This window comes from Cryobacterium sp. TS_SC_7 (assembly GCF_056156285.1).
Map to the genome: position 1 here is coordinate 928,494 of NZ_CM149589.1, position 14,797 is coordinate 943,290.

Below are 14,797 nucleotides of genomic sequence, written 5' to 3' on the forward strand. Positions count from 1 at the left end.
GGCAGATCAGGTGGAGCAGGTCAGGTCTGGCACGTGGGGCACCAGTACAGCTTGCGGGCGGCCATCTCCTCGAGGGCGATGTGGGTGCCGCAGACCCGGCAGGGCAGTCCCTCGCGCTTGTAGACCCAGTGCCGGTCGGCCCGTCTGCGCAGGGCGCGCCCATAGGCAGCGTCGCCGAGCCCGTCCATGGTCAGCATCTGCCCGGTCGTCACGCCGATCTTCAGCAGGTGCGCCCAGTCACGCCAGAGGGCCCGGGCCTGCTCGTCGCTGAGCGACTTGCCCGGCGCGTGAGGATTCAGCCCCGCCCGGAACAAAAGCTCCGCCCGGTAGACGTTGCCGATGCCGCTGACCACCAACTGGTCCATCAGAAGGCGACCGATCGGGGTGGGCTTCTTCCGCACCACCGTGACGAAGCGGTCCTCGGCGGCGGGGCCGTCATCGAGCAGGGGGTCAGGGCCGAGGCGGTCCATCGCCACCTGCACCTCCTGAGGGTCGAGCACCACGCAGGCCGTGGGCCCGCGCAGGTCCGCCACGACGTCATCCGCCAGCAGGCGCACCCGTACCTGGCCGATGGGTTCGGGCGGGAAGCCGTCGGGTTCGATGCTGACCTTCTCGCCCTCCGCCATCCGAAGCCGGGTCAGGCGGGGGGCGCCGATGCTGTGCAGGGAGTCCTCGCCGGCCGAGTCGAGCATCTGATCATCCGCCACGCGCGCGATCGGACGCCGCCTGCGATTCCTGAGGGCGGCGTCCGTGCCGTTCGCGTGGATGTCCCCGGCGAAGTCCCAGGCCCCGTAGAGCCCCAGGTGCACGCGCAACCAGAGCCCGTGGTCGAACTCCAGGAACATCTGCTTTCCGACGGCACGGGCATCCGTCATGATGTGGCCGTCGAGCATCGCCGCACCGTCGACGAACCGGCCCTGCGGTGACGACAACCGAATTCGTTTGCCCACGAAGTTACGGGCGAACTGGCGAGCGATGCGATGGACGGAATGACCCTCGGGCACGGTTAGTCGGCGAGACGCGTGCCGTTGATGGTGCAGTGGGTTTCGTACTCCGCCAGCTGCAGGATGCGGCGGCAGTGTCGTTCGTCGCCGGGGAACGGTTCGGCGATGAAGGCGTCGATGAAGTCGATGGCGTCCTCGATGGGGTGCTGCCGGGCGCCGATCGAGATGACGTTCGCGTCGTTGTGCTCGCGGGCGAGCTTGGCGGTGCTGAGGCTCCAGACCAGCGCGGCGCGCACGCCCTTCACCTTGTTCGCCGCCATCTGCTCGCCATTGCCCGAGCCGCCGAACACGACGCCGAGCGCGTCGACTCCCCGGGACAGATCGGCGACGACGGCCTCGGCCGCCCGGATGCAGAAAGCGGGGTAGTCGTCGAGGGCGTCGTAGACCTTCGGTCCGTGGTCCACAACATCGTGGCCGGCCAGGGTGAGGTGCGTGACCAGCTGGTGACTGAAATCGAGTCCGGCGTGGTCAGTGGCGATGTGGATGCGCATGCATCCGATTCTATTTACTCGGCCGACGCGGCCGGTACCGTGGTCACCGGGGCGAAGATGGGTCCGACGGTGCGCGAGCGCTTCATCTCGAAGAAGCCGTCGTAGCCGGCGACGGCCACCACGCCGTCCCAGAGCTTGAGAGCCGCGTCGCCGCTCGGTGCGGGCGAGATGACCGGACCGAAGAACGCCACGTCGTTGACGGCGATGACGGGGGTTCCGACATCCTGGCCGACCCGTTCCATACCGTCGAAGTGGCTGGCCCGCATCTGCACGTCGTAGTGGTCGCTGTCGGCCCAGTCGGCGAAGGATGCCGGCAGGCCCACCTCGGCGAGCGCGGCCGGGATGACCTCGTCAGGGTTGATGCTGCCACCGGGGTGGATGCGGACGCCGAGGGCGTCGTAGAGCGCCTTGACCGTGTTCTGGCCGTGCAGTTCCTGCGCGGCCGTCACCAGTCGGGTGTATTTCAGTGCCCGCGGGAAGAATGCCCGGTACTCCTCGGACACGTCCTGGTCCTCGTTCAGAACGGCGAGACTCATCACTTTCCACTCGACGTCGAATCCGCGCAGGGCGGAGACCTCATTCACCCACCGAGAGGTCATCCAGGCCCAGGGGCAGGAGGGGTCGAACCAGAACTTCACAGAGTCAGCCATGAGGCCAGCCTAGGTCTCCGCTCGCTGAGAAAGTGCCGGTGGGAGCCTCAGGTAAACCCCTGTCCAGAGGGGGTATCCCCAGCAAAATGTCTGGTTATTGCCTATTTTCGGCTAAAATTATTCGTTATGCCCGAAAGCGGGCCCTCAATTTTCGTAACACCGTGATCTACCCGAGAGAAGCTCCAATGCCCAGAACTACCTCATATTCCGGCGCCGACGGCACCGCGATGAAGACCAAGAAACCGCTTCTGCAGCGCCGATTAAAGGTGTCCCACGTGAACGTGGTCGATCAGTCGAGACTCAAGAAAGCGCTCGGCGGAACCATCGTCGGAAACACGATGGAATGGTACGACGTCGGCGTGTTCGGCTACCTGATCACGACCATGGGCCCGGTCTTCCTGCCCGAATCCGACCCGACGGTGCAGACCCTGTTCCTGCTCGGCACCTTCGCCGCGACCTTCATCGCCCGCCCGCTGGGTGGTGTGTTCTTCGGCTGGCTCGGGGACAAGATCGGCCGGCAGAAGGTGCTGTCGATGACCCTGATGCTGATGGCCGCATCCACTTTTGCCGTGGGCCTTCTGCCCGGCTACGCCCAGGTGGGCATGCTCGCCGCCGCCCTGTTGGTCTTCACCAAGCTCGTGCAGGGCTTCTCGACCGGTGGCGAGTACGCCGGTGCGACCACCTTCGTCAGCGAGCACTCGCCTGACAAGCACCGTGGCTTCTTCGCCAGCCTGCTCGACATGGGCAGCTACCTCGGTTTCGCCATCGGCGCCGCGCTCGTCTCCATCCTGCAGGTCACCCTCGGGCAGCCCGTGATGGAGGACTGGGGCTGGCGCATCCCGTTCCTGATCGCCGGACCGCTCGGCCTGATCGCCATCTGGTTCCGTCTGAAGATCGAGGAATCCCCCACCTTCCAGGCCACCCTGGACGCCAAGGAACTGGCCGCCACCGACCCGTCGTTCACCGACGAGTCCGCCGCGTCCAACGGCCCGCTGAGCATCTTCAAGAACCACTGGCGGGGCATCATCGTCGCGATGCTCCTCGTTGCAGCGGCCAACACGCTCGGCTACGCACTCACCTCGTACATGCCCACCTACCTCACGGCCACCAAGGGCTACGACGAGTTGCACGGCACGCTGCTGACCATCCCGATCCTCGTCGTCATGGCGCTCTGCATCCCCCTGGCCGGCCGTCTGTCGGACAAGATCGGCCGCCGCCCCGTGCTCTGGATGGGTGCGTCCAGTGCCATCGTGCTGTCCATCCCCGCCTTCCTGCTGATCGACATCGGAGAAATCTGGACGACACTGCTCGGCCTGGCCCTGATCGCCCTGCCCGTCACGTTCTACGTCGCCAACCTCGCTTCGGCCCTGCCGGCGCTGTTCCCGACCGAAAGCCGTTACGGCGCAATGGGCATCGCCTACAACTTCTCGGTGGCCATCTTCGGTGGCACCACGCCGTTCATCATCGCGGCGCTGATCGCCACGACCGAGAACGACATGATGCCGGCGTACTACCTGATGGGGACATCCGTCATCGGTGCCGTCGCGATCTTCTTCCTGCGCGAGTCGGCCGGGCGCCCGCTGCTCGGGTCCATGCCCAGCGTGGATACGGTCTTCGAGGCCCGGGAGCTCGTCGCCACCCAGGACGACAACCCCACCCTGGACACCGACGAGATGCCGTTCGATGAGACGTACGAGCCGCCGACCTCGTCGATGGACCTGTCATCTCTGATGACGGAGACAGAGGCCGAGCCCGAGCCCGAGCCGCTGAAGGTCTAGCCACCCGCTCCGCTCCACGACTGTTGCCCGATCGGACGACTGTTGCCGCTACACCGGCAACAGTCGTCCGGCCGGGCAACAGTTGGTTGGGGAGAGGATCGTAGACTTGTCCGATGACCACGACGCCTTCGACCGAGCCCGCTCCCGTGGCCGAGTCCTCCCCGGGCATCGACCCTGCCGAGATGGCGATCGCGCTGCGCGTGCTTGCCTCCCTCAGCGAGATCGACCCCGAAGACCCCGACTTCGTCACCGTGCGGCAGGCCACCGCCAAGATGTTCAAGTCCGTGAAGATGGTGCGCCGCGGCGAGAAGCGGCAGGCGATAGCGGATGCCGACCGTCAGGTGATCGCCGCGACCGCGACCGGCGCCCCCACCCGCATCGACGACGAGACCGTCGGCGCCCAGCTGCGCCTCGGCACCGAGCAGGCGTCGGCCGGCGAGTTGCTCGTGCCGCGCGCCTGCTACATCTGCAAGCAGAAGTACACCCTGGTCGACGCCTTCTACCACCAGCTCTGCCCCACCTGCGCGGCCATGAGCCACGAGAAGCGGGACGCCCGCACCGACCTGACCGGCAAGCGCGCCCTGCTCACGGGCGGCCGCGCGAAGATCGGCATGTACATCGCCCTGCGCCTGCTGCGCGACGGCGCCCACACCACCATCACCACCCGGTTCCCGCGCGACGCGGTGCGCCGCTTCAGCGCCATGCCCGACTCGGGCGACTGGCTGCACCGCCTGCGCATCGTCGGGATCGACCTGCGCGACCCGGCCCAGGTGATCGGCCTGGCCGACTCCGTCGCCGCGGCCGGACCGCTGGACATCCTGATCAACAACGCCGCCCAGACCGTGCGCCGCTCCCCCGGCTCCTACTCGATGCTGGTCGAGGCGGAGCAGTCGCCGCTGCCGGAGGGCGTCATCCCGGAGATCGTCACGTTCGGGCACACCAGCGACGCGCACCCCACCGCGCTGGCGGCATCCGTCACCAGCCACCCGATCCTGGCCGCGGCGGCCGGCGCCACCGGCGCGCTCACCGCCGACGATCTGACCGCTTTGGCCCTCGCGCCGGGCTCCTCATCGCTCGAGCGACTCGCCGCCGGCACCGCGATCGACGCCGGCGGGCTCGTGCCCGACCTGCACGACGAGAACAGCTGGACCGCGAATGTGCAAGACGTCGACCCGTTGGAGATGCTGGAGGTGCAGCTCTGCAACACCACGGCCCCGTTCCTGCTGGTGAGCCGTCTGCGGTCCTCGCTCGCGGCATCCGACGCCCGCCGCACCTACATCGTGAACGTGTCGGCGATGGAGGGCGTGTTCGGCCGCGGGTACAAGGGTCCAGGCCACCCGCACACGAACATGGCCAAGGCCGCGCTGAACATGCTCACCCGCACCAGCGCGAAGGAGATGCTGTCCGACGGCATCCTGATGACCAGCGTCGACACCGGCTGGATCACGGATGAGCGGCCGCACCCCACCAAAATCCGCCTCGCCGAGGAGGGCTTCCACGCGCCCCTCGACCTGGTCGACGGCGCGGCCCGGGTCTACGACCCGATCGTGCGCGGCGAGGCCGGCGAAGACCTCTGCGGCGTCTTTCTGAAGGACTACAAGCCCGGCACCTGGTGACGCTCCGCGGGTGATGCAGCGGTCGGCGACGGTTCACGGCGGTTGGCGGCGGTTGACAGCCCGCGAGCACCGGTCGACGCTGGGCCCGAAGGCAGCCAGCCGTGCTGCCTCAGTGCACGGAGAGGGCGGCAATGAAGCTCACGGTCAACATCTTCCTCACCCTGGATGGCGTCATGCAGGGCCCGGGAGGCCTGGACGAGGACACCTCCGGCGGCTTCGAGCGCGGGGGCTGGCTCGTCCCCCACGCCGACGAGGGGTTCGGTCGGATCGTCGACGGCTGGTTCGCCGCGGCCGACGCAATCCTGCTCGGACGCACGACGTACCAGATGATGCAGGCGTACTGGGAGCAGGTCACCGACCCGGACAACCCGGTGGCGACAGCCCTCAACGGACTGCCGAAGTACGTGGTCTCGACCACACTCACGGACCCGACCTGGAACAACTCCACCGTGGTCGCCACGGACATCCTCGAGTCGGTGGCACAGCTCAAGGCCCGGCCGGGGCGCGAGTTGCAGGTGCACGGCAGTTGCCTCCTGGCCCGCTCCCTGTACGACGCGGGCCTGGTGGACGAATACCGGCTGATTTACTTCCCCGTCGTCGTCGGCCAGGGCAAGCGGCTCTTCGACTCGGGCTCCGTGCCGTCGACGTTCACACTGGAGCAGTGCGTGACGACCAATGCCGGAGCGGTCGGTCTGACTTTCCGCCCGACGACCTTCGTGACCGCCGACCTCGAGATGCCGGAGGGCGGCGCGGAGGCGGTCCGGGAGCAGCACTGATCTCTCGCGGTCGCCGCGAGGCGGAGCTACACTCCCCGCATGGAAAAACTCCACTACACCGTTCGAATCGAAGCCCCCGCGCACACCGTCTGGACCACGATGCTCGACGACGACACGTACCAGGAGTGGGCGAGCGCGTTCAACGAGGGTTCCCACTACGAAGGCAGTTGGGATCTCGGCAGCGAGATCCGTTTCCTGGGGCCCGACGAAGACGGTGCGATCGGCGGCATGATCGGCACCGTCATCGAAAACCGGCCGGACGAGCTCGTCACCGTCGAATATTTCGGAGACATCATGAAGGGTGTCGAACGCACCGGTGACGAGGCGCTGTTCTCCGGCGCCCTCGAGAGCTACTCCTTCAGCGAGTCCGACGGCGTCACCATTGTCGAGGTGGCGGTCGACACCGAGGAGGAGTACGTGTCGATGTTCGACGAGCTCTGGCCGGTCGCTCTCGCCACGCTCAAGGACCTCGCCGAGGCACGCTGAGCCGCGCCGCCAAAGCAGGCCCTGCCGGGGCGTCAGCCGAGACCGTCTTCGTCGGCAAGCCAGTGCAGGGCCCGACCGTGCGGCTGCGTGTAGGCGATGGGCTCGGCGTCGAGGGCCAGCACGAAGTCGGTGGATGCGGCGGGGACCGATCGCATCCGTTCACTGACCGCGGGCACGACGTTCCGTCCCTCGTTCGACAGCCAGCGCACGGGCAGCCGCGCGAGCGTCGCCGTGAACCGGCGCGTGGCCGCCTCGTCGAGGTAGGCGAGCACCGCAGTATGGAACACGACCACGGTGGCCCCGGCGGGCGCCTGGGCGACGAGCGTCACGATCTGCTCATTGAGGTCCCCGCGCACGATGCGGGCCGGTTCCGCCCGGGCGACGGTCACCGCTGCACGCAGCCTCGCGCGGCGATCATCATGCTCCGGCCAGATCAGCGCGTCCAGCCAGGCCACGTCGGTCTCGTCGTGCACGGAGAGCGGGTTGAGGTCGATGCCGGCCCGCCAGACCACGGTGGGCAGGCCGGGCGGCACCGGCACCGGTCCCGTGGTGGTGCAGTCGAGGACGACCGCACTCGGCCCTGAGACGGGATGCAGCATCCGTTCGGCTCCGTCGCCGTCCGCATACCGGTAGCTGTACCGGTCGGGGTACAGGCACAACCCCGCGGATGCCCCTACCTCGATCAGCGCGAGCGGTCCGGGAATCGCGGCGAGCGCCGGGAGCAGAACAGCGCAGCGGGCAGGTTCGTTCGTCTGGGTGGAGTGGCTGAGACAGGTTTCCTCGACGGCGGCCCAGTGCGCGGCCAGCCAGGCCGCGAAGGCGGCATACCCCGAGACCGGAGCGCCGGTGAACCGCGCCGTGCTGAAGACCAGGTTCGGCTGCCGTTTCGGGGCCGGGAGACGGTCGATCCGGGCAATGGTGACCGGGTCCTCCGCGACCCCGCGCGCCCACGCCTCGTAGCAGGCGCTCAGGCCGCGCGCCTCCACCTCGGCGAACTGGCGGTAGCGGTCGGACGTCGCCGCCAGCGGGTCGGTGCTCGCTCTCATGCCGACACCCTATTCCGTGAGCGATTCCATGGGCGGGCGGGGAGGTGATTCCTGTCCACCGGCAGCGGGTGGGGTCCAGATGTACGGGGTCGTCATGGTCAAGGCCTGGAAGCCCAACCGGAACAGGATCGGTGCGCTGTCTGCGGAGGCGTCCACCTGCAGGTAGCGCACCCCGCGCTCCTGCGCGAGCCGAGCACGGTGGGCCACCAGCGCCCGGTAGAGACCGCGGCCCCGCCACGCGGCCAGAGTCGAGCCGCCCCAGAGCCCCGCGAAGTCCGTTCCCGAAGTGAATTCGAGACGGCACGAGGAGACTACCTCGCCGCCGGCCTCCGCGACGAAGACGAGCACGTCGTGCGGTGCCGCGCGCGCACTTGTCTCCAGCTGGTCGGCCAGCCAGGAATGGTCCGAATCCCAAACCTGGGTCTGCAGCGCGGCGATGCGCTCGAAATCGGATCGGCTGTGGGCCTGCCGCATCGTCACGCCAGCCGGCAGCACGGGCTCCGCGCCGACGCGTGCGGTCTCGGCCACCACGACCGTCTCCGGTTCGTCGGGCAGGAAACCGGCCGCGAACAGGCGGTCCGGAAGGTCGACCGGCAGATCGTGATTGCGGGTCTTCCACTCCACGGCTTCGCCACGGGCCGCGAAGACGTCGCGCTGTTCCCTGATCAGCGCGTCAAGCTCGGCGCCGGTCACCCCGACGTCGCGGGCCGTCTCCACGAACCCCTGGTGCCGCCCCGAGACGCGCAGCACCGGCCCCTGCAGGTCGTAGTGGATGCCCGGCGGCAGGTCGGTCGGAACCCGCATCCGCAGCTGGGTGTCGTAGGCGGAAAGCAGTTCGTCGAGGTTCATCATCGTGCCTCACCCTATTCCGAGCCCATATCCAGACGCTTACCCCCATGCAGGCACCATATTCCTTGGCTAGGCTTGGTATCCGTGCGCCACGTCACAAGCGTCAGCATGCGCGCACACCGCTGAACCGAGATGGAGAAACCGTTGCCCGGAGAGAACCTCACCAGGATCGAAGCCCAGGAGCGCGCCGCGCTCGTCACCGTTGCGAGCTATGAGGTCACGCTCGACCTCACGACCGGACCTGAGACGTTCGGCAGCGAGACCACGGTGCACTTCACCGCGACGCCTGGGGGGTCCACCTTCATCGACGCGATCACCCGCACGGTGCACGCGGTGACGCTCAACGGAGTCGCGCTCGACCCGTCGGTCGTCAGTGACGGCATCCGGATTCAGCTCGACGGCCTGGCCGCCGAGAACACGCTCATCGTCGTCGCCGACGCCGAGTACACCAACACCGGCGAGGGCCTGCACCGCTTCGTCGACCCGGTCGACAACGAGGTCTACCTCTACAGCCAGTTCGAGGTTCCCGACTCCCGCCGCGTCTTCGCCGTGTTCGAGCAGCCCGACCTCAAGGCCACGTTCGCCTTCACCGTCACCGCCCCCGCCGCCTGGGAGGTCATCTCCAACTCCGTCACGCCCGAACCGACGGATGCCGGCAACGAGAGCAAGACCTGGGCGTTCGCCCCCACCCACACCATCTCCAGCTACATCACGGCCCTCGTCGCCGGCCCCTACGCCGTCGTGCGCAGCGAGTTGACCTCCAGCGACGGCCGCGTCATCCCGCTCGGCCTCTTCTGCCGCAAGAGCCTGTTCGAGTACCTCGACGCCGACTACCTGTTCGAGAAGACCCGCCAGGGCTTCGAATACTTCGAGGGCAAGTTCAACTACCCGTACCCGTTCGACAAGTACGACCAGATGTTCGTGCCGGAGTTCAACGCGGGCGCCATGGAGAACGCCGGCGCGGTCACTTTCACGGAAACCTACGTGTTCCGTTCCAAGGTCACCGACGCCATCAAGGAACGCCGCGTCGTCACGGTGCTGCACGAACTGGCGCACATGTGGTTCGGCGACCTGGTCACCATGAAGTGGTGGAACGACCTGTGGCTGAACGAGTCGTTCGCCGAGTGGGCGTCGACCATGGCCACCGCCGAGGCCACCGAGTGGACCGAAGCGTGGACCACCTTCGCCGTGATGGAGAAGAGCTGGGCCTACAAGCAGGACCAGCTGCCCTCCACCCACCCGATTACCGCCACGATCACCGATCTCGAAGACGTGCAGGTCAACTTCGACGGCATCACGTATGCCAAGGGCGGCTCCGTTCTCAAGCAGCTGGTGGCCTGGGTCGGCCGCGACGAATTCTTCACCGGCGTCGCCGCGTACTTCCAGAAGCACCAGTGGGGCAACACCGAGCTGAACGACCTGATGGTCGAACTCGAGGCCTCCAGTGGCCGCGACCTCACCCAGTGGACCAAGCTGTGGCTCGAAACCGCGGGCGTCAACACCCTGCGCCCGGAGATCGCCGTCGACGATACCGGCATCATCACCGGTTTCACGGTGCTGCAGACGGCCGCCGCCGACTACCCCACCATCCGCCCGCACCGCCTCGCCATCGGCTTCTACGACCTGGCTGACGGCACCCTGGTGCGCACGCACCGGGTCGAGATCGACGTCGACGGCGAGCAGACGGATGTCCCGTCGCTGCTCGGTATGAAGCGTCCCGACCTCGTTCTGCTCAACGACGACGACCTGGCCTACGCCAAGATCCGTCTCGACCCGGCGTCGCAGGAGGTGGCCCTCGAAAACCTGTCCGCGATCGAGAGCCCCCTGGCCCGCGCCATCATCTGGGGTGCCGTCTGGGACGCGACCCGCGACGCCGAGACCTCGGCGCGCGACTTCATCACGCTCGTGCTCGGCAATGTCGCGACGGAGTCCGAGTCCACCACGCTGCGCACCGTGCTCGGCCAGGTCGTGCTCGCCGCCACGTACTACGTCGCGGAGGAATTCCGCACGGCGACGATCAAGGAGGTCGGGGACGCGCTCTGGTCCCTCGCCCGCCACGCCGAGGCCGGCACCGACGAGCAGTTCCAGTTCGTGAAGTTCTTCGCCGCCATTGCGTCCACCGAGAGCCAGCTGGCATCCGTCGCCGCGCTCCTGGACGGCTCGGTGCCGCTCGACGGCCTCGAGATCGACACGGACCTGGCCTGGGAGCTGCTCATCGCCCTGGTCGCCGGCGGCAAGGCCGGAGCGGCCGAGATCGACGCCGCCCTGGCCGCGGACAACACCGCGACCGGCGCCCAGTCGGCCGCCCAGGCGCGCGCCGCCATCCCCACCCGGGAGGGCAAGCAGGCCGCCTGGTCGTCACTGATCGACGCGGACACCGCACCGAACACCATCGTGCGCGTCACGGCCGCCGGCATCCTGCGCGCCAACGACACGACGCTGCTGGAACCGTTCGTCGACCAGTACTTCGCCATGCTGCAGCCGATCTGGGAGGCGCGCAGCTTCTCGATCGCGGAGAAGCTGGTGCTCGGCCTGTACCCGGCGCCGCTCGCCAACCAGGCGCTCGTCGCCGCGACGCGCACCTGGCTCGACGCCAACCCGGAGCCGCTCGCGCTGCGCCGCCTGGTGATTGAGAACCTCGCCGGGGTCGAGCGCGCCCTCGCCGCACAGGCGCGCGACGCGGAGTAGCCACCCGCAGCATCCGTCCCACCCGCACCGTTCGAGGGCCCTGTCGCACCAGCGCGACAGGGCCCTCAGGTTTTGGACAGGGCGCGGCTCTGTAGACTCGACTCGTTATGGACTTTGACGCAATCTGGCTTGAACTGACCGACTTCTTCTCCATCATCCTGTGGCTCAAGATCATCAACATCGTGGCCATCATCGTGGGCGCACTGGTGATCCGCTGGGTGTTGCGCTTCGTGATCGACCGCGTGGTGCAACAGATCGTGACGGGCGTGAAGAAGACCCAGAACGTCGAGGACACGCAGGCGCTGAGCGTCTCGCCACTGGCCGCCGTGCGCGTGGTGCAACGCACCCGCACGCTGGGTTCGGTGCTGTCGAACATCATCAACGTGACGCTCTTGATCGTCACGATCCTGCTGATCGTGAACACCGCCAACAGCGACATCCTCGGCTCCTTCGCCCTGCTCACGGCCGCGCTCGGCGCCGGCCTCGGTTTCGGCGCCCAGAACATCGTCAAGGACATCCTGAACGGGCTGTTCATGGTCGTGGAGGACCAGATCGGCGTGGGCGACGTCGTTGACGTCGGCTTCGCGTCCGGAGTCGTCGAGACCGTCGGCATCCGGGTCACCCAGGTTCGTGACGTCGACGGCACCCTGTGGTTCGTGCGCAACGGCGAGATCCTGCGCGTCGGCAACATGTCCCAGGGCTGGGCCCGCGTGATCATCGACCTTGCGATCCCCTACTCGTCTGATGTCGAGGCCGTGCAGAATGAGCTGTTGCGCGTCGCAAAGGCGCTGGCCTCCAGCCGCAAGTGGCGGTCGGTCATCCTCGAGAAGCCGGAGATCTGGGGTCTCGAGTCGATCTCGGCGGAGGCCCTCGTCGTGCGCCTCGTCGTGAAGACCCGGGTGGCCGCCAAGTGGGACTTCGCCCGCGACCTGCGCCTGCACCTCAAGAAGGCCCTCGACGGGCTCGGCATCGGGCTCACCCCCCTGAACAGCGTGGTCATGGCCGGCACGGATGGCGCAGTCACCGCTTCCTCCGCCCCGACCTCCGGGCACACCCCCGATGCCGCCGAGGAAGCCGCCGCTGCCATGCCGGATCCTGCAACGGGTCCCTTCCTCGCGCCCATCCCGGTGCGCAAGAACAAGGCACCGCGCGCCCCCCGCCGGCCCAAGACCGCGGGCACCGCCCAGACTCCCCCGGAGCCGGAGGCCGCCAAACCCCTCCCGCCGAAGGCAACCACGCCCAGGACCGTCCCCGTCAGGACGCAGCCGGCCAAGGCCCCGACGCCCAAGACCGAGGCCCCGACGCACACGGCACCCGATCCGGAGGTCCACGATGACTGATGACGCCAGCACTCCTCTGCCCGGCAGCCCCGCACCGGCCACCCCCGGCGCGGTCCACCTGCGCGACGGGGAGAACGGGGCCGCGCTCGGCGACACGTTCTACGCGCAGGTCGGCGGTCGGCCGTTCTTCGAGGGACTCGTGAACGAGTTCTACCGCGGGGTCGCCACCGACCCGGTGCTGAAACCGATGTACCCGGAGGCGGACCTGGGCCCGGCAGCCGAACGTCTGACCATGTTCCTCGAGCAGTACTGGGGCGGTCCGGGTACCTACAGCAAGCAGCGCGGTCACCCGCGCCTGCGCCAGCGGCACCAACCGTTCAAGGTGAACCCGGATGCCCGCGATCGCTGGCTCCTCCACATGCGCGCCGCCGTCGATCAGGCCGGCCTGCCGCCGTTGCAGCGCGACCAGCTCTGGGACTACCTCGAGCGCGCGGCGTTCGCGATGCTCAACACCTTCGACGACTAGCGCCGGCGCTCGCGGCTGCGCCAGCGCCGTGGCCAGCCGCTCACTCGCGGCGCACCCTGTGGAAGCGGGCGCACGTTCTACCGTGCGCCCGCTTCCACAACCTGCGCCGCGACGCAGAGGTGACGGATTCCGCCGAGCTACTCCGGCTGGTCGAGCCCGGCCACGATCTCCGCTGCCGTCTCGCGTCCCATCCGGATGGCGCCGTCGACGTGCTGGTAGCCCTTACCGGCGAGGTCGCTGCAGGAGAAGAAGATCGGGCCCACCGGGGTGCGCAGGTCTGCTCCGAAGCGGGCGAGCCCGCCGAGGTCGAAGCTGGCGGCGTAGGCGCCACGCGTCCATTCCTCGGTACCCCAGTCGCTCTCGTAGTAGACGACGGGCGTCAGGGCCTTCTCGCCGAAGTAGTGCGAGAGCGAGGTGAGGATGCGCTGCTTCCTTTCCTCGGCCGACATGGTGAACACACCGTCGGCGGCCTCGTCGGAGACGAAGCCGACCAGGGTGCCGCGCGCATCGCCGAAGTTCGTGTTGTCGTACGCCTCGTGGGAGAGCTCGTAGGGGCTGAAGGCCGTGCCGGAGAGGCCGTCTTCCCGCCAGAACGGGGTCTCGTAGACGGCGTGCACCTTGATCACGAAGCCCATCGAGAGGTGCTGGTGCATCATCTGCTGGCGGCGCGGCAACGGCGGATCGAAGGAGATCCGGGTGTACAGCACGGGCGGCACGGCCACGATCACGCGGCGTGCTCGCACCTCGAGGTCGTCGGTGAGCACACTGACGCCGGCCTCGCTCCAGCGCACGGTACGCACGGCCTGGCTGAGGAAGACGTCATCGCCGAGCTTCTCGGCGAGCAGGATCGGCACCCGCTGCAGCCCGCCGACGACCCGCTCGTCCAGGATGAAGTCGGCGTCGACGAGGTTGCTGAAGCTGCCGGCGCTGGCCGCCATCAGCAGGGCCTGGAGAGTGGAGAAAGCGTGGGCCGGTTTGGTCAGCATGGCCCCCGCGATGAACAAGCTGATGTTGTCGCGGGCTTCCTCGTCATCGGTCGCCTCCTCGAGCCAGCGGCGGAAGGAGATTTGGTCCAGCTCCACGGCGCGCGGGTGCGCCCAGGGACGGTCGGGGTCCATCTGGGCCACGAGCTCGTCGAGGGTGGATATCAGGGCCACCATCTCGCGCTCGGTGTCGGCCGATACCGGGAAGATCTCTCCCTCGAACCGGGTGCGCTCCCCCTCCGCGTTGATGTAGACGCTCTCGCCCTCGCGGTACCGGGCGAAGGTTTCCAGGCCCAGCTCGGCGATGGTCTCCTTGAGCGCATCCTGGTCAGGCGAGACCCACTGGCCGCCGATCTCGAGCATTGCGCCGTCGATCTCGTCGGTGTGCAGCCGGCCGCCGACACGGTCGCGCGCTTCGAGCACGGCCACCGTCAGGCCTGCCTTCCGCAGCTCGGTCGCGGCGGTGAGGCCGGCTGCGCCGGCGCCGATGATGACGATGTCACGTTCGATGATGCTCACGGAGTGCTCCATTGCGTTGTGCTGGTGGGGTGGGGGACGAAACTGCGGTGACGCAGGTGATGCGGGTGGTGGTGCGGCCGGCCACGAGTGTGCGGCCGGCCGCGG

At 68.1% G+C, this 14,797-nt stretch carries 13 protein-coding genes; 7 read left to right on the forward strand and 6 right to left on the reverse strand.

What is annotated here, in order from left to right; translation table 11 throughout:
* Positions 1 to 20 precede the first annotated feature (20 nt).
* Genes AC0J5J_RS04345 through AC0J5J_RS04355 form a run of 3 tightly spaced genes read right to left on the reverse strand, consistent with a single transcriptional unit; the run spans position 21 to position 2,145 of the window.
* Positions 21 to 1,004 carry an Fpg/Nei family DNA glycosylase gene (locus tag AC0J5J_RS04345; protein ID WP_474899676.1) on the reverse strand — a complete coding sequence of 328 codons (984 nt, stop codon included), beginning with the start codon at positions 1,002 to 1,004 and terminating at the stop codon, positions 21 to 23.
* A 2-nt stretch (positions 1,005 to 1,006) separates the two neighbouring features.
* Entirely contained in the window at positions 1,007 to 1,495 is a 489-nt protein-coding gene (locus tag AC0J5J_RS04350; protein WP_474899678.1) for a ribose-5-phosphate isomerase, read from the reverse strand.
* 14 nt (positions 1,496 to 1,509) lie between these two features.
* Positions 1,510 to 2,145, reverse strand: coding sequence for a mycothiol-dependent nitroreductase Rv2466c family protein (locus AC0J5J_RS04355; RefSeq protein ID WP_474899680.1), 636 nt, complete (start codon positions 2,143 to 2,145; stop codon positions 1,510 to 1,512).
* Between the two features lie 185 nt (positions 2,146 to 2,330).
* Between AC0J5J_RS04355 and AC0J5J_RS04360 the strand changes: the two genes are divergently transcribed.
* The 4 genes from AC0J5J_RS04360 to AC0J5J_RS04375 all read left to right on the forward strand — a co-directional run bounded on the left by AC0J5J_RS04360 (position 2,331) and on the right by AC0J5J_RS04375 (position 6,801).
* Complete coding sequence (locus AC0J5J_RS04360) at positions 2,331 to 3,923, forward strand: MFS transporter (RefSeq protein WP_134425300.1); 1,593 nt, start codon at positions 2,331 to 2,333, stop codon at positions 3,921 to 3,923.
* A 113-nt stretch (positions 3,924 to 4,036) separates the two neighbouring features.
* Positions 4,037 to 5,539, forward strand: a complete 1,503-nt coding sequence (locus AC0J5J_RS04365; protein WP_474899682.1) for an SDR family NAD(P)-dependent oxidoreductase — start codon at positions 4,037 to 4,039, stop codon at positions 5,537 to 5,539.
* A gap of 131 nt (positions 5,540 to 5,670) precedes the next feature.
* On the forward strand, positions 5,671 to 6,315 hold the full coding sequence (locus AC0J5J_RS04370; RefSeq protein WP_474899684.1) for a dihydrofolate reductase family protein: 645 nt from the start codon (positions 5,671 to 5,673) through the stop codon (positions 6,313 to 6,315).
* A gap of 39 nt (positions 6,316 to 6,354) precedes the next feature.
* Positions 6,355 to 6,801, forward strand: a complete 447-nt coding sequence (locus tag AC0J5J_RS04375; RefSeq protein WP_474899686.1) for an SRPBCC family protein — start codon at positions 6,355 to 6,357, stop codon at positions 6,799 to 6,801.
* A 32-nt stretch (positions 6,802 to 6,833) separates the two neighbouring features.
* Here AC0J5J_RS04375 and AC0J5J_RS04380 read toward each other — a convergent pair whose 3' ends face one another.
* Both AC0J5J_RS04380 and AC0J5J_RS04385 read right to left on the reverse strand, forming a co-directional pair.
* Positions 6,834 to 7,847 carry a DUF2332 domain-containing protein gene (locus AC0J5J_RS04380; protein WP_474899688.1) on the reverse strand — a complete coding sequence of 338 codons (1,014 nt, stop codon included), beginning with the start codon at positions 7,845 to 7,847 and terminating at the stop codon, positions 6,834 to 6,836.
* 9 nt (positions 7,848 to 7,856) lie between these two features.
* On the reverse strand, positions 7,857 to 8,699 hold the full coding sequence (locus AC0J5J_RS04385; RefSeq protein WP_474899690.1) for a GNAT family N-acetyltransferase: 843 nt from the start codon (positions 8,697 to 8,699) through the stop codon (positions 7,857 to 7,859).
* Between the two features lie 141 nt (positions 8,700 to 8,840).
* On the opposite strand from AC0J5J_RS04385, the gene pepN reads away from it, so the two are divergent.
* The 3 genes from pepN to AC0J5J_RS04400 all read left to right on the forward strand — a co-directional run bounded on the left by pepN (position 8,841) and on the right by AC0J5J_RS04400 (position 13,190).
* On the forward strand, positions 8,841 to 11,384 hold the full coding sequence (gene pepN, locus AC0J5J_RS04390) for an aminopeptidase N (RefSeq protein ID WP_474899692.1): 2,544 nt from the start codon (positions 8,841 to 8,843) through the stop codon (positions 11,382 to 11,384).
* A 107-nt stretch (positions 11,385 to 11,491) separates the two neighbouring features.
* Positions 11,492 to 12,724: a mechanosensitive ion channel family protein gene (locus AC0J5J_RS04395; RefSeq protein ID WP_474899694.1), complete on the forward strand. Its 1,233-nt coding sequence runs from the start codon at positions 11,492 to 11,494 to the stop codon at positions 12,722 to 12,724.
* Positions 12,717 to 13,190, forward strand: coding sequence for a globin (locus tag AC0J5J_RS04400; protein WP_474899696.1), 474 nt, complete (start codon positions 12,717 to 12,719; stop codon positions 13,188 to 13,190). Before AC0J5J_RS04395 ends, AC0J5J_RS04400 begins: the two co-directional genes overlap by 8 nt.
* A gap of 137 nt (positions 13,191 to 13,327) precedes the next feature.
* Here the strand turns inward: AC0J5J_RS04400 and AC0J5J_RS04405 are convergent, their stop codons facing one another.
* Complete coding sequence (locus tag AC0J5J_RS04405; RefSeq protein WP_134425308.1) at positions 13,328 to 14,704, reverse strand: flavin monoamine oxidase family protein; 1,377 nt, start codon at positions 14,702 to 14,704, stop codon at positions 13,328 to 13,330.
* Between the last annotated feature and the right edge of the window lie 93 nt (positions 14,705 to 14,797).